This is a genomic window from Erythrobacter sp. JB1-15, assembly GCF_057365035.1.
The window spans coordinates 2,602,013-2,622,715 of sequence record NZ_CP200295.1 but is presented as its reverse complement, the minus strand read 5'-3'; the positions used below and the strand labels follow the sequence as shown (position 1 = coordinate 2,622,715).

The window sequence follows — 20,703 nt, the reverse complement described above, 5'->3', positions numbered from 1 at the left end:
GCGACGCTCACGAGGTTTGTTATTAGCGTGCCTAATAGGCGGCACTGTTTAAGTGTCGGTAAACTTTACACCCTTGTAACATGGCTGTGAAGATGCACGTTTCGTTAGGTAAAATGTGCGCTAAATCGTGTTGCAGGCTAACGCTTCTGTCGTCGCCTATCGCTGCCCGCAATCCGTTCAGGTGATGGAGTTAGGCAATCCATGCGTCCACAACGCGGACAGCCGACGCCCAAAGGTAAAGCATCATCTCGGTCAAGCGATACGCCGCGCGCCTGTGCCAATTCACCCGCAAAACGCGCCTCAAGCCCCAGTACGATCGCTTTTCGGGCTGAGCAGGCAACTCCGTCCACTTCGACAGTGCGCGCCATCGTGAACCAGTGTTTGGGCGATGCTTCCCCTTCGCCAAAGGTCACTGCTTGGGTAAGCAAGGTGCCGCGACTTTCAAACGCTGCGTAAGGCGCCCAGGCAGGCCAGCGGGCACCATCAAGCGGATACAGCGCCCCGCTCGCCCCGGCTGTGTAGGACACCATGCGCCCTGTCCTGCCAAACCGCGCACTGAAAAACGGCAGACCGCGTTCACCCACACGTTGCAGCGTCGTCAGGCGCTGGGCTACTTGGTCAAAGCTGGAGGCGAACCGGCGCTGGAGGATGTTCACATCATAAGCTGTTTGCTCACATGCCCTTAGAAAGCGCCGATACGGCATCAACAAAGCGCCCGCGACATAGTCAGTCACATGCTCGCGAAACTGTTCATAAGCCTCATCCGAGCGCAGATTGGCACCCGCAACAAGCGCCTCGATCTCGTCTCGCATTTCTAGACTGCCAATCTGGCGGGCAATTTGAAAGCGCCGGGCAGCACCCGGCAACATCTCAGACAATTGCAATTGCCGGGCATGCAGATCGAGCCTGTGAACGATGCCCGGCATCACTTCGGTTGGCAGCACTCTAACTGATAGCTGGTGCTTTTCACGCAGTCGTTCGCTCAATGCTGCGCTGATATCGCCATGGGACAGACGGAGAGTTTCCGACAAAGCTTCAGCCGAGTGATCGAGGTCGGCAAAGTGGTTTTGCCACCGTTCGACCGCCGATCGCGCCTCTGCCAGGGGATCCTCTGTTCGAACCGATGGTGCGCCTGCGTTGTCATACAGCCTTGCAAATGCGGCAGCGGCTTGCGGCGCGGCAGCGAGGAATTCGTGCACTTCCTCCCGGTCAATCCCCAGATCAGTAAAGCGCTTGTCCGCCAATCGCCGCGCTAATCCGTCCACACCGCCTATCGATTCGTCTTCGCGCAAGGATCGCGGATCAAAGTCGAACCGCTCTATCGTTTGCACCAGAACGCGCGCAGAAACAGGGCGCTGGTTCCGCTCTATCAGGTTGAGATAGCTGGGAGAAATGCCCAGCGCATTGGCCATTGCAGCCTGAGTGAGGCCCTCGCGCTTGCGCAATCGGCGCAATGCAGGGCCAGCGAGAAGTGCGTTTTCAACCATACGATTCTTGTAAATACATTTACAACCTTACACAAGATTAACGCCTGATTTGCCGATATCGACAAGATATCTTGTAACTTTCTCTGTTTTGCTGCGCTGCAACAGTCCATCAGAGCCTCATTCACTCCCCAGAATCAGATAGGAGATCTCCCATGACTTACACTCAGCAAATCACACAAATGCGCGAACTGGTCGATGCAAACGGCCATGCATGGCGCGCCATCGATCCTGAAAGCGCAGCTCGCATGGTTTTGCAAAACCGCTTCCCCACCGGGCTCGATATCGCGAAATACACTGCCAAGATCATGCGCGCTGATATGGAAGCCTATGATGCAGATCCCGCCAATTACACCCAGTCGCTGGGCTGCTGGCACGGGTTCATTGCACAGCAGAAGATGATCTCGATCAAGAAACACTTCGGCTCCACCAAGCAGCGTTACCTCTATCTTTCCGGTTGGATGGTTGCCGCACTTCGCAGCGAATTTGGCCCGCTTCCCGATCAGAGCATGCACGAGAAGACCAGCGTGCCTGCGCTTATCGAAGAGCTCTACACGTTCCTCAAGCAAGCCGATGCGCGCGAGCTTGGCGGCATGTTTCGCGATCTCGACACCGCTCGCGAGAACGGCGATGCGGTTGAAGCCAAGCGGCTTGAGAACGCCATCGACAATTACGAAACCCACGTCGTTCCCATCATTGCTGATATTGATGCAGGCTTTGGCAATGCAGAGGCAACCTACCTTCTTGCCAAGAAGATGATCGAAGCGGGCGCGTGCGCTTTGCAAATCGAGAACCAGGTTTCCGACGAAAAGCAATGCGGCCACCAGGATGGCAAAGTCACCGTTCCGCACGAGGACTTCATCCAGAAGATCCGCGCTTGCCGCCATGCATTCCTTGAAATGGGCGTTGATGATGGCGTCATCGTTGCCCGCACCGATTCGCTCGGCGCTGGCCTGACCAAGCAGATCGCGTTTTCCAAAGAGCCCGGCGATCTCGGCGATCAGTACAATGCATTTATCGATTGTGACGAGGTTGATCCTGCAAACGTCACCAATGGCCAGGTCTTCATCAGCCGCGATGGCAAGCTGATGTCGCCCAAGCGTCTGCCTTCCAACCTGTTCCAGTTCAAACCGGGCACTGGCGAAGACCGCTGCGTTCTGGATTGCATCACATCGCTCCAGAACGGCGCCGACCTGCTGTGGATCGAGACCGAGAAGCCGCACGTTGAGCAGATCGCGGGCATGGTTGACCGGGTGCGCGAAGTCGTCCCCAATGCCAAGCTTGTCTACAACAACTCGCCCAGCTTCAACTGGACGCTCAACTTCCGCCAGCAGGTGTTCGACGCATGGGAGCAGGCTGGCAAGGACGTGTCCGCCTATGACCGCGCTGGCTTGATGAGCATCGACTATGACGGCACCGATCTCGCGATTGAGGCTGATGAGCGCATCCGCACTTTCCAGTCTGATGCAGCGAAACGCGCTGGCATCTTCCACCACCTCATCACTTTGCCGACTTACCACACCGCCGCGCTCAGCACCGATAACCTTGCCAAGGAGTACTTCGGTGACCAGGCGATGCTTGGTTACGTCAAGAACGTGCAGCGCGAGGAGATCCGTCAGGGCATCGCCTGCGTTAAGCACCAGAACATGGCCGGCAGCGACATCGGTGATGATCACAAGGAGTACTTTGCCGGTGAGGCTGCCCTGAAGGCAGGCGGCAAGGACAACACCATGAACCAGTTCGCCGCTGCGTGATCCGCAGCGGATGGGAACCAGTTCGCCGCTGCATAAGCCGCAGCGGATGGGAACCACTTCCCCGGTTCCCTGCCCAGTTGGAGAGGGGCCCGCAAGGTCAGCGTAAGACTGGCCTTGCGGGAACCGAACTCGTCCGTCATTAGCTTAGACACCATCAAGCCCGAATACGGATGACGACCGGAGAGACACACGATGAGCGATACCGATACACCGAACCGCGAACCCTCACGCGCTCGCGCGCTGCTTTCAACGGCTGACATGAAGCTGCTCCGCCGTGCTTTGGAAAGCCACGCCCGCGGGACCGAGGATCGCGAAGAGCTTGCCAAGATCAACGCGTTGCACCACCGGCTGGGCACTTACGTGCCGTCTTCCAGCTAGTATTGCGCGCATACCAGTTCTCCTGGGGAGGAGAATGCGGCCGTCGAAGCAGGTGAACCCCCTGCTTTGGCGGCCGTTATCGTATGGGCGATTCGCCCGCGTTTGCAGCCTTTGCCGCTCCAATCCCAACATCGCAGCATTACAAGCACTTAGCTGAGACATGGACCGCATGTTACACGGTCTTGGAACAATAAAGTCACCCGCCCAAAACAGGCCAGAACGGGCACACAAAACCGCGCCGAAAATCCGCTGAAAAAGAGCATCGCAAACCATCCAGCGATGCTGCCACAATCCGCAATATGTAGGAAAGCGAAGGCTGCGTTCAGAACCCCGCCAGAGCGCTCACCCGCCGCGCTATAGCCCGTAAAACAGCACCAGCAGGATAGACAGGGTCGTCACCATCAACACCACCAGCGGCACGCCGGTGCGGATGTAATCGGAAAATTCATACGACCCTTCGGACATGATCAGCATATTCGTCTGATAGGCAATCGGCGTTGCATAACACAAATTGCACCCGAACAGCACAGCCAGCACCAAGGGTTCTGCCGGAATGCCCAATTGCGCCGATATGCCAAAGGCGATGGGCGTGCCCACAGTCGCAGCGGTCGCGTTGGAGGCAAAATTGGTTATGAAAGTCACAAACGCCATCACAGCTGCCAAAACCAGGGCAGGCGGCAAATAGACCAGCCCCAGCGATAAAGCCTGACCAAGCCAATCCGCAGCGCCGCTTTCATCAATCACGCGGCCAATCGCGATACTGGCCGCAACCAGCACGATCACTTGCCCCGATAAAGCCCGGCCCACCCGGTCAAATTTCACGCATCCCGTCACGAACATCAGGATCGATCCAGCCAGCGCCGAAATCGCAATAGGGAACAGACCAATCGCCGCAGTCGTGACCGAAAACGCCATGATCGCCGCAGCCAGCAACGCCTTTGACCGGCGCGGCAATTCGCGCGCGCCATCCAGGATCAACAGGCTGTCATTGCGGGCAAAGGTTTGCAGATCTTCATCAAGCCCCATCACCAGCAGCACATCGCCTTCTGCAATGCGCAGATCGCCGCCATCGGAATATTGGTCTTTCTCGCCCAGCAGCCGGTCGGGCCGGTGAATGCCCAGCACCGCAACACTGTAAAGATCGGCAATGCCGGAACTGGGCAAAGTGCGCGTGATGAGGCGGCTATCGGCAGTGACAGTCATTTCGTAAACCATCACATCTTCATCCTGCGCGGACGCGGTGCGTTTAATCCGGTCCAGCACCCAGCTGGGCGCCAATTGCCCCTTCAATTCGCGCGTTGCATCCTCCAGCGCTGTATGGCTGCCCGAAATGTGCATTTGCTGAAGCGGTTGCAGCACGCCCGTCAACGCGCCGTGCAGAGTGATCCCTTTTGGCAGTTTATCGACGATGTCGGCCATTTCCATCCCGGCGAGCGAGGAATTGTTGCCAACCCGCATGCGCGTGTGAAACTGCCGCTCTGTCGCCTGCGCCTCGGTGCGGTTATCCTTAAGCAAGCGCGGCATCACCAGCCACATATATGGCAGCGCCACCAGTGCGGCGAGCAGCACAATCGGCGTAAAATCAAACACACCCATTTGCCGCATACCCAGATCCACCGCGATGGAAACCACCAGAATATTGGTCGAAGTGCCAATCGTGGTTGCCAATCCGCCAATCAGCGATGCGGCATTCAACGGCATCAGCGTTTTGGACGTCGCCATCGCGCCGCGGTGCGCGAGAGCTGCGAAAATCGGGATCATCAACACCAGCACTGGCGTGTTGTTCACAAACATCGAGAGCAGCAGCGTGATGATCAGCGATATGAGCAAGCCCAATTGCAGGTTGAACTTGAACAATCGCTCCAAAATGCGCGCAGCAGGCTCCAGCGCGCCTGTCACGACCAGCCCCCTGCCCATAATCATCAGCGCACAGATCGTAATCAGCGCGTAATGGCCAAACCCGCCAAAGGCGAGCGCAAGGCCGTCGGTTGGGCTTGCCTCCTCCATCAGGCCGGTTTCTGGATTGAGCGTAGGGATCGGGAAGAAATAGAGCCCGACCGCAATCACCGCGATCGTCAGCAGGCTGATAATTTCAATCGACATCCGCCCACGCGCAAAGGCGACGAACATCGCGACCGTTACGGCCATTGCGGCCATTGCGTGATAAGAGGGAAGGTCCAGCATAAGTGTCCAATTGCCGATGTCTCAGCAGATGAGCCGAATGGCAAGCGGGTTTTTTGCGTTTACCGGCCCAATCGGGGGCCAATATCATTGGGTTCTTGCCAGTCGCGCCATCGAGCGCTAACAGCGCGGCTCCCGCATGCAGGAGTGCCCCTGTGGTGGAATTGGTAGACGCGCTCGACTCAAAATCGAGTTCCTAACGGAGTGCCCGTTCGAGTCGGGCCAGGGGCACCATTCTCACGAAATGTGAGAATGCGTTTTTGTTGTTGCTCACCCATCCGGGCGAGCATCCTCGGTGCAATTCCTTCATTTCATTCCGGGCACCTACGGACGCCCAGTCGCGCTTGCGGTCGCAGGCGCGACCGTGCGCCGCAACACAGAAGTTAGATAGCTCAAGATCGACGCCGCAGGCGGCGAAAGGCCGACCGGCCGCCCGCAGCGGGGCCGCAGCGCAGCGGAGGCCATCTAGCGAGGACGCTCGCCCGGATGGGCGAGCGCAAGGCAAACTAACGCAGCGATCCAGCCAAAATCTTGTGCAGCTTTGAATGCAGCGCATCATTCGCGGCCAGCACCTGTTTGGAATGCACAGGCTCGCTGCGCCCGCGATAATCGGTTACGAAACCGCCTGCCTCGCGCACCAGCAAGCAGCCGGCTGCCGTGTCCCAATCGTTCAATCCGCTTTCCCAGAAGCCATCAAAGCGCCCCTGCGCCACATAAGCCATGTCGAGCGACGCCGCGCCGAACCGGCGAATGCCCGCAACTTCCGGCCCAATGGCGCCAAAAATGCGGCTCCATTCGGCAAAGTCGCCGTGCCCTGCAAAAGGAATGCCGGTCGCGATCAAAGCATCGGACAAATTGCGCCGCGCTGACACCCGCAGCCGCGCATCCTGCAACCATGCACCGCGCGTCTTTTCAGCCCAATAGGTTTCATCAAGGATCGGATTATATATAACTGCAGCAGTGACTTCGCCCCAACCCTTGCCATCAAGTCTAGGTTCCTGCACCGCGATACTGATCGCGAAATGCGGTATACCGTGGAGGAAATTGCTGGTCCCATCAAGCGGATCGATAATCCAGCGCGGTTTGCCCTCATCGCCTTCGATAATGCCCGCTTCTTCCAGCACAAAACCCCAACCAGGCCGCGCATTGAGCAATTCATCATAGAGCGTGCGTTCGGACCGCATATCGGCTTTTGAGACGAAATCAGCAGGGCCTTTGCGGCTCACCTGCAAATGCTCAACTTCGCCAAAATCGCGCCGCAATCGCCCGCCCGCTTTGCGCGCCGCGCGCTCCATCACGCGGATCAGGCCTGAAAACATGCTCATCGCAGATCAGCTCGCCTTGCCGACATAGGATTGTTCGTACACGTCAACGATAATGCGCGTCCCGCTGGCAATATGCGGCGGCACCATGATGCGCACGCCATTGTCGAGCACGGCAGGCTTGAAACTGGACGAAGCGGTCTGCCCCTTCACCACCGCATCAGCCTCAACAATTTCGGCTTCGATTTGCGCGGGCAATTGCACCGAAATCGGCTTTTCTTCCCACAATTCGAGCATCACCTGCATACCGTCCTGCAAAAACGGACGCGCATCGCCCAGCAGGTCGGATGGCAGCATGATCTGTTCGTAATTCACCTGATCCATAAAGACGAGCATGTCGCCATCTTCATAGAGGAACTGATAATCGGCAGTATCGAGGCGAACCTTCTCCACCGTGTCAGCGCTGCGAAAACGGACATTGGTTTTGCGCCCATCCTGCAGGTTCTTCATTTCGACCTGCATGTAGGCGCCGCCTTTGCCCGGCTGCGTGTGCTGGATCTTGGCAACTTTCCAGATGCCGTTTTCATATTCGATGATATTGCCGGGGCGGATATCGACGCCGCTGATTTTCATGAGAAGTCACGCTTTTTTCAGAAGTGGATGAGCCCGGCGATAAATCCGCAAAAGCTCGATTGTCACGCCGCATAGACCGATGGCGTGGCGACAGCAAGGTTACCCTTTTTAGACATGTAAATTGGTGTCTTTCCTGTGGTAACTACTTATTCACCCTGATATCAGGCTGTCCAAGGGGATTGGACAGAAAAACCATGCAAACTCGATATGTTATCATGCTGACAGCGGCGGCGGCCGTGATCGCGGGATCATCCGGAAACATGCTTTCAGCAGAGGGGCCGGTGCTCAAACCGATCCTCGCCAGCGTGCAGGGAACCGAGGCACAGGCAGCAACGCCATTGGCAGAAGGCGGCCCCTTGGGCACCATGCCGCATGGCCGATATCAATGCGCCCTGCCCGGCGATGCTCAGGGCCGCGCGATCGAGGTGACAGAGGCGAAAAGCTTCACCATTTCGCAAGCCTCCAGCTACACCAATGAAGACGGGCGCGGCATTTATCTGATGCGGGGCAAATCGCTGACATTCACACGCGGCCCCAAAAAGGGTGAGACGTTCAAGCGCATTGGTGAATATCAATTGCAGCAGGTGAAGGCTGACGGATCGCTTAGCAAATTGATCTGCACCCGGCTCAGCGGACGGGCTTAATCGCTTTTCGTTGCGGCTTTGATCGCAGCGGCGAAATCTGCGACCGCTTTTGCTTCATCACCGTTCCACACTCCGCCTGACACAGCGAGGAAATCCGCGCCTGCCTTTACCAGCGGCGCGCAATTGGCAGGCGTGATCCCGCCGATGGCGACCAGCGGTATCTCAAACAGCTGCGTCCACCACTCTACCAGCTCCAGATCGGGCGTTTCCGCATCATCCCCCTTATCCTTGGTGGAGGAAGGAAAGAACGCGCCGAACGCGATGTAATCGGCTCCTGCTTCGCCCGCTTCCATCGCCAGATGGCGCGAGGCATGGCAGGTCACACCGATTTGCACATCGCGGCCCAATTCCTCGCGCGCTTCCCGAGCGCTCCCATCGCCCTGCCCCAAATGCACGCCATCTGCGCGCAACCGTTTGGCCAATGGCACGCTATCATTCACCACAAAGGCGCAATCATAACGCGCGCAAATGTCCTGCAAAGGCTCTGCCAGACGCGCGGCCTCATGCTGGTCTACATCTTTCACGCGGAACTGGAAAGCCGTGACCAGCCCCTCGCCTGCGCCAAGCGCACGTTCGAGCCGGTCAGGAAAATTCCCGCCCACTTCGAGCGGGGAAATCAGATACAATTGAGTAGCAGGTGTCATCACCTGCGCGCCTTAGCCAGCAACGCTGGCCGCTGCAATCTGGTCAATCGCTTTACCCAAAGCGCCATCAAATTCGCCATCCGACTGGCCTTTGCGCAGGTCCTGCAGCAGCCCGCGCGAAAAGCTTGCGATCATGCCGGGGTTCTTCGCGAGATGCGCGCACGCATCATCGGTCGAATAACCGCCCGAAAGCGCCACGACGCGCAGCACGGCGGGATGCTCAATCGCGGGGGTGTAATGGCCAGCCTTAACGGGAATCGACAATTTCAGCATCACTTTGCGGCCCTCGCGCAGGCTATCCAAATGCTTCATAATTTCAGCCAGCAGAATGTCTTCACCCGCTTCGCGGTCATCAGCGGTGATGTCATATTCCGGCTCAAGCATTGGCATCAGGCCTGCATCCGCAATTTGGCCGCCCACTTCAAATTGCTGCGCGACAATCGCGGCAATTCCGTCTGCATTGGCCGATTTGATGACTGAGCGCATTTTGGTGCCGAACATGCCGTGACCCACCGATTTTTCGAGCAGTGCGGGCAGTTTGTCCAAAGGCTTCATCAATTGGACGCCGTTCTCTTCATCGGCAAGCCCCTGATCCACCTTGATAAATGGGACAATCCCGCGCGCTTTCAGAGCATCGGCTGTGGTTTTGCCATCGACCATGCCGTCCATGGTTTTTTCAAACAGGATGGCGCCGATGACCTTGCCGCTGGAAAAACAGGGCGATGTGATGACCCGGCTGCGCATTTGGTGGATCTGGCCGAACATTTCCTCATCACCTGACCATTCGCCATCATCGACGCCGTATCCGCGCAAAGCTTTGGGCGTAGAGCCGCCCGATTGATCGAGCGCTGCGATAAAGCCTTGTCCTGCGGCGATCTTTGCGGTCATTTCTTCGGTGTTCATGGCTGTCCCTCGTGTTTTCAGTCTGTCTGGTTTTGTCTTTAATTTTCGTAGGCCCTAACGCGCGGAAAATGGCGCTGCAATTGGCCACAAGTATAGGCGCAAAGGGGCTTTGGAGAGGGGCGACGAGCCCAATGGGTTCACGTGCGGGGTGAAAGTTTCCGAATAATCCCAGTAAAGCTCAGCGCAGGCGCGCCATCGCCAGTGATCAGGCCGCGGAGAAAGATCGTCTTGCCCCCGCCGCGCGTAACTTCGCCGCGCGCTTCGACCAAAGCGCCGGGCTGAACTGCGCCCAGAAAATCGCTCGACAGGTTCATGGTGACAGCATGCGCGCCGTCCAGCTCATCTGTTGCAATCGCAAACAATGCAAAATCGGCAAAGGTCATCAGACACCCGCCATGCATCGCGCCGCCCCCGTTCATATGGCGATCTTCGGCGCGAAAGGCGCTCAGGTAAGTGCCATCATCCTCGCGGCGCATAAAGAACGGGCCAGAGCGCGTTTCGAACGGATCATGGTTCCAGTGATACCACCCAGCAAATTCGCCCTCACAGCATTCAACAGCATTGCCGTATCCGTATTGAGTTTTTTCCTCAGTCATCGACATAAAGCTCTACAAATTTTCGGGCAACGGGGCTTTGTGCAACGCGCGCTGTCACAACTGAGGAACCTTCATTCCAAATCGCATCAGAATTGGCCAGCACAATCAAAGTAAGGTTTTTAGCCGGCACTTTCAGGTAAACCGCAGAATACTTTCCATCGTCCTTACCGGAATGCCACATCAAGCGCTGCCCGCGATATTCCTCCAACCACCATCCTTTGCGATAATCGCCTAGGGGCGGAATGGTTATTTGCGTTGCCAAATGGTCGCGAACCGCCAGCGGGACGATCAAGCCTTCGTCGTACGCAATATCGAACGCCGCGATTGAACGGGGGCTGGCTATGATTCCAGCCGATGCGCGGAAATCGTCATCGGGATAAGCCTGCTTTAGAACCCGGCCGTCTTCAATCGTGTGCGGCATTGCGAGCCACCGCAGCGCGTCGCCTGCATTTTCATCGCGCCAACCCAACGCAACATTCTCAGCGCCTGCCGGTCGAATGGCACGTTCGCGCACAATGGTTCGCAATGACCTACCGCCAGCGCCCTCAATCGCTCGATCTATCCGGGCAAACGCAATGGGGTTGTAGACAAACGCTTCGCCATTGGCCCGCATATCCAACATATGCCCAAGAGTGGTAGGTTTTGAGCAATCAATGGGCGCAATCAGATTGCCAAATCGGTCAGTACCGCCGCCCATGAACGGGATTTCGGTATTGCGAAAGTGCGCGCAGAAGCCCTTCCATTTCAAATCATTTGTCATGGGTAAACTAAGGTCAATCGCACTCGCAGCACGCTCAGCGAGAATTGCGGACGCAGCAATTGGCTTGGTCACTGAAGCGATATAGTAGGTGGTCTGGGCGGTGGTCGGAAAATCACCTTCATCATCCCAAGTCCCAAGATATGCCTCCCAAACAATCTCTTGATCTTTGACAATCAACGCGCTGATTGACGGGGTGTTGGTCTGTTTTCGGAACTGTTCGAGGCTGGTTTCAAAGGCACTGTGCGCATTCCCATCGGCAAGTGCAGGTGCGCTCCATAGTGCGTGAAAGATTATGGCCAGCGATAGAGCAGCACTGCGCATCCTAATTCGAGAGCGCCGCAACGCCGGGTAACTGCTTGCCCTCCATCCATTCAAGGAACGCTCCGCCGGCGGTGGAGATATAAGTAACCTCATTCGTAACGCCTGCCTGCGCCAAAGCGGCAACCGTGTCGCCGCCGCCCGCGACTGAGATAAGCGAGCCTTCCTGTGTGAGAGCCGCAACATGCCGGGCGAGCGCCATGGTGGCGGTGTCAAACGGCTTTGTCTCAAAGGCGCCAAGCGGCCCGTTCCACACCAGAGTGCGGCAGGTTTTCAGCACATCGGCAAGCGCTTCGGTGGCTTGCGGGCCGATATCGAGGATCATTTCATCCGCGGCAACCTCGTGGACATTGCAGGTGCGCAAAGATGCAGGATTTGCGGCAAATTCTTTCGCGACCACCACGTCATAAGGCAGATGCACGGTGCATCCGGCATGATCCGCCTCGTCCATGATTTTGGAAGCGGTTTCAGTCAGATCGTGCTCGCACAAAGATGTGCCCACATCAACACCGCGCGCGGCGAGGAATGTGTTCGCCATGCCCCCGCCTATAATCAAGTGCTGAACCTTGCCGACAAGGTTTTCGAGCACCGCGAGTTTGGAGGACACCTTAGCCCCGCCCACAACAGCAGCGACGGGCTGCTCAGGCGACCCAAGCGCTGTATCGAGCGCTTTCAGCTCCGCTTCCATCGACCGCCCGGCATAGCTTGGCAGGTGATGCGCCAGACCTTCGGTGGTGGCATGGGCGCGGTGCGCTGCGGAAAAGGCATCGTTGACGTAGAAATCGCCGTGGGCGGCAATGGCTTTAGCGAAATTGGGGTCATTGCCTTCTTCACCCGGCCAGAACCGCGTGTTGTCCAGCAGCCCGATATCGCCATTGCTCAAAATGCCGATGCTTTGTTCAACGACCGGGCCAGCGACTTCGGGGATGAACATCAGTTCCTTGCCTAGCACCCCTTCGACATCGCCCACCACCATGCTGGTGGAAAGCACGCTGGAACGCTGCCCTTTGGGCCTGCCGAAATGGGCGAGCAAAAGGACTTTCGCGCCCTTCTCGGACAATTCAAGAATGGTCGGCTTAACCGCCTCAACCCGCGTCACATCGGTGGCAGAGCCGTCCTTCATCGGCAGATTGAGATCCACCCGGACAAGCGCAACCTTGCCAGCGATATCGCCCAGATCATCGAGAGTTTTGAATGTGGTCACTGCATCTACTCCGCTCACCCTCAGCCTGTCGAAGGGTCGTACTTACTCATTCGCGCCGCGTCTTAAGGAAAAACGGTCCTTCGACAAGCTCAGGACGAGCGGAGTTGCGTTCAATTAAAGAAACTTCGCCATCACACCCGCTGTGTCGATCATGCGGTTGGAGAAACCCCATTCATTGTCGTACCAGCTGACAACCCGGCCCAGCTTGCCTTCCATCACGCCTGTTTCGAGGCTGTCGATGGTGGAGCTGGCGGCGTGGTGATTGAAATCGCCTGAGACAAGCGGCTGATCGGTGTAATCGAGCACGCCTTTCATCGGGCCATCAGCGGCCGCTTTCAAAGCTGCGTTCAGTTCCTCGGCAGTGGTGTCGCGGCCGGGTTGGAACACAAGATCAATCAGCGACACATTGGGCGTAGGCACGCGGACGGATGATCCGTCGAGCTTGCCTGCCAATTCCGGCAGCACCAGACCCACAGCGCGCGCTGCGCCTGTCGTGGTCGGGATCATATTCTGCGCCCCGCCGCGCGCACGGCGCATGTCAGAGTGCATTTGGTCAAGCATGCGCTGATCGTTGGTGTAAGAATGGATCGTGGTCATAAAGCCGCGCTCAATCCCGACAGTGTCATTCAGCACTTTGGCAACTGGTGAGAGGCAATTGGTGGTGCAGCTGGCGTTTGACACGATCACATCATCAGCGGTCAGCACATCGTGGTTCACCCCGTAAACGACCGTCGCTGATACGCCTTTGGCAGGAGCCGAGATCAAAACGCGCTTCGCGCCCGCGTCGAGGTGCGGGCGGCAGGCTTCATCGCTTTGGAAAAAGCCGGTGCATTCCAGCACAATATCAACGCCTTGCGCCGCGTGCGGCAGGTCAGCAGGGTTGCGTTCCGAGGTCACCGCAATGCTTTTGCCGTTGACGATAATCGCGCCATCTGCGGTATCCACAGTGCCGGGGAAACGGCCATGCGTGCTGTCATATTGGAACAACAGCGCATTGGATTTGGTGTCGGCCAGATCATTGATCGAGACCAGCTCAAAATCGTGATCGGTGCGTTCGAGAAGAGCGCGCGCCACAAGCCGTCCGATACGGCCAAACCCATTGATCGCAACTTTAGTCGCCATGTGAAGAACTCCTGCTTGTCTTATGCTTTAACTGGAAAGTTTGGAAAGAATTTGCGGGACCACCTTGTCCGCTGTGAAACCGAAATGCTTAAACAGGTCACTAGCAGGTGCAGAGGCGCCGAAGCTGTCTATTCCGATATTCAGCCCCTTTAATCCGGTGTAACGCTCCCATCCAAAAGTCGTGCCCGCTTCGATCGACACTTTCATGACGCCGCCGGGAATGATGTCCTGTTTGTAAGCATCGCTTTGCTCTTCAAACAATTCCGCGCACACCATCGAGACCACATCAGCGCCAACGCCCTCAGCCTCAAGCGCATCCGCGCATTCAAGCGCAAGGCTGACTTCGGAGCCTGTCGCAAGAAGAACCACTTTTCTTGGCAAACTTGCCGCGCGGACCCTGTAACCGCCTTTGCTCGACAGGTTCTCATCTGCCGCCTCAAGCCGGAATTGCGGCAATCCCTGACGCGACAGGGCAAGGATAGATGGCCGGTCCTTTTGCGCCAAAGCCGCCGCCCAGCATTCTGCGGTTTCCACTGCATCACCGGGGCGGAACACCAAGAGATTGGGCATAGCCCGCAGCGAAGCGACATGCTCCACCGGCTGGTGCGTGGGTCCATCTTCGCCAAGGCCGATGCTGTCATGCGTCATCACATAGATTGCGCGCGCCTGTTGCAAGGCCGACAGCCGGATCGCGCCGCGTGCATAATCGGTGAACACCAGGAATGTGCCGCCATAGGGGATCACGCCGCCATGCAGCGCCATTCCGTTCATTGCGGCGGCCATGCCAAATTCGCGAATGCCGTAATTGAGATAGCGGCCCGCATAATGATCCGCATCCAGCGTTTCGATACCGCCCGCTTTGGTGTTGTTTGAGCCAGTTAAATCAGCGCTTCCGCCGATTGTCTCAGGCGCATTTGGATTGATCGCGTTAAGCGCCAGTTCGCTCGCTTTGCGGGTCGCAACCTTTTGTGGTTCCGCCACCAGAGCCGCGATATGATCATCCAGCGCGCCCATATCGGGCAAATCGCCTGCCATGCGGCGTTCAAATTCGGCGCGATTGTCGGATGCGGAAAGCCGCGCGGTCCATTCGCCATGCGCGGTGCGGCCGCGTTTCGCGCAATCGCGCCAGTCTGCCAGCACATCACGCGGGATATCAAACGGCGCAGCATCCCATCCCAGCGATTCTCGGGCAGCCGTGATTTCGTCTGCGCCAAGCGGCGCGCCATGGGTTGAGCTGGTGCCTTGCTTGGTCGGAGCGCCTTTGCCGATAATGGTACGGCACGCGACAAGCGATGGTCGCGGATCGGCTTTTGCTTCGGACAATGCGCGCTCAATATCGGCAAAATCATGCCCGTCGCATTCGGTCACATGCCATCCGGTTGCGGCATAACGAGCTTTTACATCTTCCGAAGTCGACAGATCAGTCGCGCCATCAATCGTGATGCGGTTGTCATCCCACAGGACATTCATCTGACCAAGGTTCAGGTGGCCAGCAAGGCCGATGGCTTCGTGATTGATGCCTTCCATCAGACACCCATCACCAGCGATCACCCAGGTGCGGTGATCGACCAGATCATCGCCAAACACCGCGTTCAAATGCCGCTCTGCAATGGCCATGCCGACAGCCATGGCAAGCCCCTGACCCAAAGGCCCGGTGGTGCATTCCACCCCTTCGAGCAGGAAGTTTTCAGGGTGCCCTGCGCACGGGCTGCCCAATTGCCGGAAATTGCGGATATCGTCCATCGTGGGCTGCGCATATCCGGTAAGGTGCAGCAGGCTGTAAATCAGCATGGAACCATGCCCGGCGGACAGCACAAACCTGTCTCTATCGGCCCAATCGGGGCGCGCGGGATGGAATTTGAGGTGGTTTGAAAACAGCACAGCCGCCACATCCGCCATGCCCATCGGCATACCGGGATGGCCGGAATTGGCGGCCTGAACAGCGTCCATGGATAAAGCGCGAATGGCATTGGCCATTGGTTGGAGACGGGCGGCGTCAATCGTCATGCTGGCGAAAATCTCCTGCTCATTGACTGCTGTGCCGGCTGGCCTTGCAGTGTTGCTTTGCAGCGTTGGCGTTGCAGCTTTTCGCCCGCATGTGCGCTTGTCGGCGCGTTCCGGTCTATAACCCCGGCAATTGGGCGATTCGGTGTGCGCACATGCCATTGCCGAGCCGCCATAAGAGGTCAACCACGCGCACGCGGCAAGCCCCGATCAAGTGCAGCCCGCCAAGCCCAGGCCTAACTCCACTTATCAACAGACCCGGCCCGCCACAGCCCCCGCACACTTTGCCTCCGCGAAGTAACCTTGATAATTCCCCACCATTATGGGCGGAAGCCGAACACACAACGCGCTGGACCGTTTGAATGCGGCCATGGCACGCATAGAGGTCGCACAGAAACACGCTGCCGCATCAAGGGGCGCGCATTCTGCCGCGCCTGCGGTTGATGTGGAGCCCGCCGATTCTGGTTCTGCCAGGATCGCAGCCCTCGTGAACAGCCACGAAAAACTACGCGAAGAAGTGGCGGAAACGCTGCGCGAAATTGATCAGATGATCGAAGAACACGGCTGATGAGCACTATCAACATCACCATTGGCCAGCGTTCCTATCCCGTGGTCTGCGCCGATGGCGAAGAAGCGCAGATTGAACGGCTCGCGCAGTTGATTGACGAAAAATACAATCAGCTTGGCGATGCGCGCACTCCGCAAGAAGCGCAAAACCTTGTCTTCACCGCTCTCTTCCTCGCCGATGAACTGACCGAGGCGCGCAAAACGGGCGCGCCAGCCGATCAGGACAAGCCCGGCGGTAAAAAGGCCGAACTGCGCGCTGAAATCGAACAATTGCGCGTGGCTAACAATGAAGCGGCTTCGCAAAACGCCCGTTTGCAGGCGGAGATAGCGCAATTGCGCGATGCAGCCGCGCCTCGTTTGGACCTGCCTGATGAGGCGGGCAAAGACGATGATGCGCTTGCAGAAAAGCTCGAAACTTTGGCCGCTCGCGCGGAAGCAGCCGCCAGCGCGCTTGAAGCCGGTACGCGCAGCGGTTGAAGCTGGCGGCTTGGACGCTTAGATAGATCGCGGCGAGGCTGCCCGGAACGAGCCGATTGAATATCCCTGAGGCTATAAGCATTCCTACGGGAGCTGTCCCTGCTCTGGAACATGGGCCACTGCGTCCCTTTGGGGATGGAACCCGGGAACCGGAGTATACGGCGCCCACCTGACGTTTTCGCGTCAGAGGATTTCCGTGCAAACGACCCATGGTGGTCTCGTCATTTTCGCTTACGCACCCGCATCCGCGGGCGCGTCCTCGGCGCTGTTCCTCCGCTACGCGTTCTGCCGCCTGCGGGCGGGCGCTTATGGTCCTTTGGCGCCCTTGCGGGCCTGCCGGGCCGGTTGGGATCTAAAGAATGAGCGCCGCTAAGAATTCCCTTCGCAAAATCCTCCGGGCCACGCGAAAAGAGCATGCCGCCGCCCAGCCCGATGCCATTCGCGCTTTGCTGTTCAATCGCCCGCCTTCCCCGCTGTTGAAGCATATTGAACCGCAAGCCGCCATCGGCGTCTATCACGCCGCACGCGGCGAAGCGCCTGCGTCAGGCTATGCCAAATTCTTTGCCGAGGCTGGCCACACCATCGCCCTGCCCTTTTTCGCCTCAGCAGGTGCCGCGATGGAGTTTCGCGAACACACCGATCCTTTTGGCGAAACCGATCTGACTGCGGGTGCATTTGATTTGCAGCAACCCGAACACGGCGCATCCGCGCTGACGCCCGATATCGTCTTCGTCCCGCTGCTGGGCTTTACCGCGGCCGGTGACAGACTGGGCCAGGGCGGCGGGCATTATGATCGCTGGCTGGCGGAACATCCGCGCGTCATGACCATTGGGCTTGCATGGGATGTGCAGCTGCTTGAGACATTGCCAACACAGCCGCATGATGTGAAACTGGATGCGGTTGTAACCCCCACCCGCATGTATGGCCTGGATTGAAAGACCCGATTGATGCGCGAAACACCGACCTGGCGAATTCCTGTTGGCATAATCGGCCTGTTCATTGCGATCATGGTCTATGCGATTGTGATCGCGCGCTATGCGCCTGATCTGATCGGCACATGGTCAGGCGCTGCGCAAACGGTGGTTTATGTGATTTTGGGGCTGATCTGGCTGTTGCCGCTCAAGCGGTTTTTGATCTGGATGGAAACCGGCAGCTGGTCCCCGCCCAAAGAGACAACATCGCAAACACCAACGGAATAAAGCAGGCCCCAAGCGCGCTGCGCCATTTCCGTTTCAAATTGTAAGGAAATGGCGCGAGTGACGAGACTTGAACTCGCGACCTCCGGCGTGACAGGCCGGCGCTCTAACCAACTGAGCTACACCCGCATAAAAGCAGTTCAAAACCGCTTGGGAGCGAGGCCATTAGGCCGGGCGTGATGGGCTGTCAACGCCCTCGCTCACCAAACAGCCAAAATTATTCCGCCAGCAGCAAAACAGGCGTTTCAATCAGCTTTTTCATCGCCTGTACAAAGCTTGCCGCATCATAGCCATCAACCACGCGGTGATCGCACGAAATTGAGATATTCATCAGCTTGCGTTTCTCAATCCGCTCTACGCCATCCGGGCCGGTTACGAACATCGGCCGTTCGATAATGCGATTGGGACCGATAATCGCGACTTCGGGCCGGTTGATGACGGGCGTGGTCGCCACCCCGCCCAAGGGGCCAAGCGATGTGATCGTCAATGTGGAGCCGGACAATTCCTCTGACTTGGCCGATCCATCGCGCGCAGCATTGGCCAGCCGTCCGATCTCGCTTGCAAGCTGCCAGACATTGCGGCTTTCGGCATTGCGGATGACAGGCACGATCAGCCCGCTATCTGTTTGCGTCGCCATGCCCAAATGCACTTCGCCATGGCGGGTGACCACGCCCGCTTCGTCATCATAACGCGCATTGATCATCGGAAATTCGGGGATCAGCCGGGTGATCGCTGCAATCATCAGCGGCAGCATCGTCAGCTTGGGCTTGTTCCCGCGCGCCGAATTGAGATTGGCGCGCATCGCTTCAAGCTCGGTCACATCGCATTCTTCAACATAGGTAAAATGCGGGATGTGGCGTTTGGAAGCGGCCATGTTCTGCGCGATACGCTTGCGCAGGCCAATAACCTTAATCGCCTCATCATCGCGTTTTGCGCCCGCGGGCGAGAACCCACCGCCTGCATTGTAGGCGAGGAACTGATCGAGATCGGCATGGCGCACGCGGCCATCGCTTGCGGGTTTCACTTCGGCAAGATCAATCCCAAGATCGCGCGCACGCTGGCGCACGGCTGGTGTGGCCAATACCTTACTTTCCGCTCGCCCTGAGCTTGTCGAAGGGCCGTCCTTCTTTTGTTCAGTTGATTCGGAAGAAGAGGACGGTGCTTCGGAGACAGAGACGGCGCTTTGCGCCACCGGCTCAGCACGAGCGGATGTGGGTTCATCAACTTCGACTTTAGACTCCAGCGCGGGTGCATGTGCAGGCTCGCCGCGCTCCTCCTCGCCATCTTCCCCCTCAACCTCAACCACCAGCAGCATCGATCCCACCGCGACCACATCGCCCAGATCACCCGCAAACTCAGTTACGGTGCCGGTGACAGGGCTTTCAATGTCGATTGTCGCCTTGTCCGTCATCACATCAACGAGGTGCTGATCTTCCTCGACCTTATCGCCGACTTTCACGTGCCATTCGACAATCTCGGCCTCGGCAACGCCCTCGCCTACATCGGGCATGTTGAATGTGAATTTTGCCATGATCAGTCTTTCAAAATTGTGTCGATAGCCTCGCCGATCCGCACAGGACCGGGGAAATACGCCCATTCAAGGCTATGCGGATAAGGTGTGTCGAACCCGGTCACACGCTCCACTGGCGCCTCGAGGTGGTAAAAACACCGCTCTGTCACCAGCGCGGACAATTCCGCGCCAAAGCCTGAAGTGCGCGTTGCCTCATGCACGATCAGACAGCGGCCCGTTTTCTTCACGGACGCTTCAATCGCATCAATATCCAGCGGCATCAGCGTGCGCAGGTCAAGGATATCGGCCTCCACGCCTTTTTTCTGGCACACCGCCTCAGCGACATGCACCATCGTTCCATAGGCAAGCACAGTCAGCGCATCGCCTTCATTGACGTGGCGCGCTTTACCCAGCGGGATTTTGTAATACCCCTCTGGAACTTCGCTGTCGGGGTGCTTCTTCCACGGTTCTACCGGGCTGTCATAGTAGCCTGTAAACGGGCCGTTATAAATCCGCTTGGGTTCGAAAAAGATCACCGGATCATTGTCTTCGATTGCAGAAATGAGCAGCCCTTTGGCATCATAGGGCGTTGCCGGGATCACCGTTTTAAGGCCCGCGACATGGGTGAACAGGCTTTCCGGCGATTGCGAATGCGTCTGCCCGCCGAAAATCCCCCCGCCAAAGGGAGAGCGCACAGTCATCGGCGCGATATATTCAGTGGCAGAGCGATAACGCAGCCGCGCCGCTTCTGAAATCAGCTGGTCAAGGCCGGGATAGATGTAATCGGCAAACTGAATTTCGGGCACCGGGCGAAGGCCATACGCCCCCATCCCCACAGCAACGCCGATGATACCGCATTCCGAAATCGGCGTATCAAATACGCGGGTTTTACCGTGCTTTTCCTGAAGGCCAGCCGTGCAGCGGAACACCCCGCCGAAATAGCCGACATCCTCGCCCATCACGATCACATCATCATCGCGCGAAAGCATGACATCGAGCGCTTCGTTGATCGCCTCGATCATATTGATCCTGCGACTTACCGCAGGGCCGCTTACCGCGGGGGTTT

The 20,703-nt window shown here is 57.7% G+C and carries 20 protein-coding genes, 2 tRNA genes and 1 other RNA gene; 9 read left to right on the top strand and 14 right to left on the bottom strand.

Annotation, left to right across the window (positions count from 1 at the left end; genetic code table 11):
* Positions 1–137: 137 nt before the first annotated feature.
* Positions 138–1,487, bottom strand: coding sequence for a helix-turn-helix domain-containing protein (locus AC0V6L_RS12675; RefSeq protein ID WP_486154559.1), 1,350 nt, complete (start codon positions 1,485–1,487; stop codon positions 138–140).
* Between the two features lie 152 nt (positions 1,488–1,639).
* On the opposite strand from AC0V6L_RS12675, the gene AC0V6L_RS12670 reads away from it, so the two are divergent.
* Positions 1,640–3,238 carry an isocitrate lyase gene (locus AC0V6L_RS12670; RefSeq protein WP_486151292.1) on the top strand — a complete coding sequence of 533 codons (1,599 nt, stop codon included), beginning with the start codon at positions 1,640–1,642 and terminating at the stop codon, positions 3,236–3,238.
* A gap of 192 nt (positions 3,239–3,430) precedes the next feature.
* Positions 3,431–3,616 (top strand): hypothetical protein, encoded by a 186-nt coding sequence (locus tag AC0V6L_RS12665; protein ID WP_486151290.1) that lies wholly within the window; start codon positions 3,431–3,433, stop codon positions 3,614–3,616.
* A 354-nt stretch (positions 3,617–3,970) separates the two neighbouring features.
* On the opposite strand, the gene AC0V6L_RS12660 is transcribed toward AC0V6L_RS12665, so the two are convergent.
* Complete coding sequence (locus tag AC0V6L_RS12660) at positions 3,971–5,800, bottom strand: SLC13 family permease (protein WP_486154558.1); 1,830 nt, start codon at positions 5,798–5,800, stop codon at positions 3,971–3,973.
* A 146-nt stretch (positions 5,801–5,946) separates the two neighbouring features.
* On the opposite strand from AC0V6L_RS12660, the gene AC0V6L_RS12655 reads away from it, so the two are divergent.
* A tRNA-Leu gene (locus tag AC0V6L_RS12655) sits at positions 5,947–6,031 on the top strand.
* 272 nt (positions 6,032–6,303) lie between these two features.
* Here AC0V6L_RS12655 and AC0V6L_RS12650 read toward each other — a convergent pair.
* Together AC0V6L_RS12650 and efp are read right to left on the bottom strand one after the other, a co-directional pair.
* On the bottom strand, positions 6,304–7,122 hold the full coding sequence (locus tag AC0V6L_RS12650; protein ID WP_486154557.1) for an inositol monophosphatase family protein: 819 nt from the start codon (positions 7,120–7,122) through the stop codon (positions 6,304–6,306).
* Positions 7,123–7,128: 6 nt separating this feature from the next.
* Positions 7,129–7,692: an elongation factor P gene (gene efp / locus AC0V6L_RS12645; RefSeq protein WP_486151284.1), complete on the bottom strand. Its 564-nt coding sequence runs from the start codon at positions 7,690–7,692 to the stop codon at positions 7,129–7,131.
* A 194-nt stretch (positions 7,693–7,886) separates the two neighbouring features.
* On the opposite strand from efp, the gene AC0V6L_RS12640 reads away from it, so the two are divergent.
* A complete protein-coding gene (locus AC0V6L_RS12640) occupies positions 7,887–8,336 on the top strand; it encodes an elongation factor P (protein ID WP_486154556.1) in 450 nt (149 codons plus the stop codon).
* Here AC0V6L_RS12640 and thiE read toward each other — a convergent pair.
* From thiE to tkt, 7 genes are all read right to left on the bottom strand, one after another.
* Positions 8,333–8,980, bottom strand: a complete 648-nt coding sequence (thiE, locus tag AC0V6L_RS12635; protein ID WP_486154555.1) for a thiamine phosphate synthase — start codon at positions 8,978–8,980, stop codon at positions 8,333–8,335. The two genes, AC0V6L_RS12640 and thiE, sit on opposite strands and share 4 nt — an antisense overlap.
* A gap of 12 nt (positions 8,981–8,992) precedes the next feature.
* Positions 8,993–9,883 (bottom strand): fructose bisphosphate aldolase, encoded by an 891-nt coding sequence (locus tag AC0V6L_RS12630; RefSeq protein WP_486154554.1) that lies wholly within the window; start codon positions 9,881–9,883, stop codon positions 8,993–8,995.
* A gap of 137 nt (positions 9,884–10,020) precedes the next feature.
* Positions 10,021–10,479 carry a PaaI family thioesterase gene (locus AC0V6L_RS12625; RefSeq protein WP_486154553.1) on the bottom strand — a complete coding sequence of 153 codons (459 nt, stop codon included), beginning with the start codon at positions 10,477–10,479 and terminating at the stop codon, positions 10,021–10,023.
* Positions 10,472–11,560 (bottom strand): serine hydrolase domain-containing protein, encoded by a 1,089-nt coding sequence (locus AC0V6L_RS12620; RefSeq protein WP_486154552.1) that lies wholly within the window; start codon positions 11,558–11,560, stop codon positions 10,472–10,474. Before AC0V6L_RS12620 ends, AC0V6L_RS12625 begins: the two co-directional genes overlap by 8 nt.
* 1 nt (position 11,561) lies before the next feature.
* Positions 11,562–12,761 carry a phosphoglycerate kinase gene (locus tag AC0V6L_RS12615; protein WP_486154551.1) on the bottom strand — a complete coding sequence of 400 codons (1,200 nt, stop codon included), beginning with the start codon at positions 12,759–12,761 and terminating at the stop codon, positions 11,562–11,564.
* Between the two features lie 114 nt (positions 12,762–12,875).
* Positions 12,876–13,883 carry a type I glyceraldehyde-3-phosphate dehydrogenase gene (gene gap / locus AC0V6L_RS12610; protein ID WP_486154550.1) on the bottom strand — a complete coding sequence of 336 codons (1,008 nt, stop codon included), beginning with the start codon at positions 13,881–13,883 and terminating at the stop codon, positions 12,876–12,878.
* 27 nt (positions 13,884–13,910) lie between these two features.
* A complete protein-coding gene (gene tkt / locus AC0V6L_RS12605; protein ID WP_486154549.1) occupies positions 13,911–15,890 on the bottom strand; it encodes a transketolase in 1,980 nt (659 codons plus the stop codon).
* Between the two features lie 367 nt (positions 15,891–16,257).
* Here tkt and AC0V6L_RS12600 point away from each other — a divergent pair, with 367 nt between their 5' ends.
* The 5 genes from AC0V6L_RS12600 to AC0V6L_RS12580 all read left to right on the top strand — a co-directional run bounded on the left by AC0V6L_RS12600 (position 16,258) and on the right by AC0V6L_RS12580 (position 18,130).
* Complete coding sequence (locus tag AC0V6L_RS12600) at positions 16,258–16,455, top strand: hypothetical protein (protein WP_486154548.1); 198 nt, start codon at positions 16,258–16,260, stop codon at positions 16,453–16,455.
* Positions 16,455–16,931: a cell division protein ZapA gene (locus tag AC0V6L_RS12595; protein WP_486154546.1), complete on the top strand. Its 477-nt coding sequence runs from the start codon at positions 16,455–16,457 to the stop codon at positions 16,929–16,931. The genes AC0V6L_RS12600 and AC0V6L_RS12595 overlap by 1 nt, the downstream gene beginning before the upstream one ends.
* A gap of 32 nt (positions 16,932–16,963) precedes the next feature.
* Positions 16,964–17,154, top strand: a non-coding RNA gene (gene ssrS, locus AC0V6L_RS12590) — 6S RNA.
* Positions 17,155–17,290: 136 nt separating this feature from the next.
* A complete protein-coding gene (locus AC0V6L_RS12585) occupies positions 17,291–17,866 on the top strand; it encodes a 5-formyltetrahydrofolate cyclo-ligase (RefSeq protein WP_486154545.1) in 576 nt (191 codons plus the stop codon).
* A 12-nt stretch (positions 17,867–17,878) separates the two neighbouring features.
* Complete coding sequence (locus AC0V6L_RS12580) at positions 17,879–18,130, top strand: DUF2842 domain-containing protein (RefSeq protein WP_486151260.1); 252 nt, start codon at positions 17,879–17,881, stop codon at positions 18,128–18,130.
* A gap of 49 nt (positions 18,131–18,179) precedes the next feature.
* On the opposite strand, the gene AC0V6L_RS12575 is transcribed toward AC0V6L_RS12580, so the two are convergent.
* From AC0V6L_RS12575 to AC0V6L_RS12565, 3 genes are all read right to left on the bottom strand, one after another.
* Positions 18,180–18,256, bottom strand: a tRNA-Asp gene (locus tag AC0V6L_RS12575).
* 88 nt (positions 18,257–18,344) lie between these two features.
* A complete protein-coding gene (locus AC0V6L_RS12570) occupies positions 18,345–19,658 on the bottom strand; it encodes a dihydrolipoamide acetyltransferase family protein (protein WP_486154544.1) in 1,314 nt (437 codons plus the stop codon).
* Positions 19,659–19,660: 2 nt separating this feature from the next.
* Complete coding sequence (locus tag AC0V6L_RS12565; protein WP_486155142.1) at positions 19,661–20,659, bottom strand: alpha-ketoacid dehydrogenase subunit beta; 999 nt, start codon at positions 20,657–20,659, stop codon at positions 19,661–19,663.
* Between the last annotated feature and the right edge of the window lie 44 nt (positions 20,660–20,703).

Bases quoted from the DNA above. Each gene is read 5' to 3' on its own strand.
- AC0V6L_RS12675 (WP_486154559.1), bottom strand. From the start codon at position 1,487: ATGGTTGAAAACGCACTTCTCGCTGGCCCTGCATTGCGCCGATTGCGC.
- AC0V6L_RS12670 (WP_486151292.1), top strand. From the start codon at position 1,640: ATGACTTACACTCAGCAAATCACACAAATGCGCGAACTGGTCGATGCA.
- AC0V6L_RS12665 (WP_486151290.1), top strand. From the start codon at position 3,431: ATGAGCGATACCGATACACCGAACCGCGAACCCTCACGCGCTCGCGCG.
- AC0V6L_RS12660 (WP_486154558.1), bottom strand. From the start codon at position 5,800: ATGCTGGACCTTCCCTCTTATCACGCAATGGCCGCAATGGCCGTAACG.
- AC0V6L_RS12650 (WP_486154557.1), bottom strand. From the start codon at position 7,122: ATGAGCATGTTTTCAGGCCTGATCCGCGTGATGGAGCGCGCGGCGCGC.
- efp (WP_486151284.1), bottom strand. From the start codon at position 7,692: ATGAAAATCAGCGGCGTCGATATCCGCCCCGGCAATATCATCGAATAT.
- AC0V6L_RS12640 (WP_486154556.1), top strand. From the start codon at position 7,887: ATGCAAACTCGATATGTTATCATGCTGACAGCGGCGGCGGCCGTGATC.
- thiE (WP_486154555.1), bottom strand. From the start codon at position 8,980: ATGACACCTGCTACTCAATTGTATCTGATTTCCCCGCTCGAAGTGGGC.
- AC0V6L_RS12630 (WP_486154554.1), bottom strand. From the start codon at position 9,883: ATGAACACCGAAGAAATGACCGCAAAGATCGCCGCAGGACAAGGCTTT.
- AC0V6L_RS12625 (WP_486154553.1), bottom strand. From the start codon at position 10,479: ATGACTGAGGAAAAAACTCAATACGGATACGGCAATGCTGTTGAATGC.
- AC0V6L_RS12620 (WP_486154552.1), bottom strand. From the start codon at position 11,560: ATGCGCAGTGCTGCTCTATCGCTGGCCATAATCTTTCACGCACTATGG.
- gap (WP_486154550.1), bottom strand. From the start codon at position 13,883: ATGGCGACTAAAGTTGCGATCAATGGGTTTGGCCGTATCGGACGGCTT.
- tkt (WP_486154549.1), bottom strand. From the start codon at position 15,890: ATGACGATTGACGCCGCCCGTCTCCAACCAATGGCCAATGCCATTCGC.
- AC0V6L_RS12600 (WP_486154548.1), top strand. From the start codon at position 16,258: ATGGCACGCATAGAGGTCGCACAGAAACACGCTGCCGCATCAAGGGGC.
- AC0V6L_RS12595 (WP_486154546.1), top strand. From the start codon at position 16,455: ATGAGCACTATCAACATCACCATTGGCCAGCGTTCCTATCCCGTGGTC.
- AC0V6L_RS12585 (WP_486154545.1), top strand. From the start codon at position 17,291: ATGAGCGCCGCTAAGAATTCCCTTCGCAAAATCCTCCGGGCCACGCGA.
- AC0V6L_RS12580 (WP_486151260.1), top strand. From the start codon at position 17,879: ATGCGCGAAACACCGACCTGGCGAATTCCTGTTGGCATAATCGGCCTG.
- AC0V6L_RS12570 (WP_486154544.1), bottom strand. From the start codon at position 19,658: ATGGCAAAATTCACATTCAACATGCCCGATGTAGGCGAGGGCGTTGCC.
- AC0V6L_RS12565 (WP_486155142.1), bottom strand. From the start codon at position 20,659: ATGATCGAGGCGATCAACGAAGCGCTCGATGTCATGCTTTCGCGCGAT.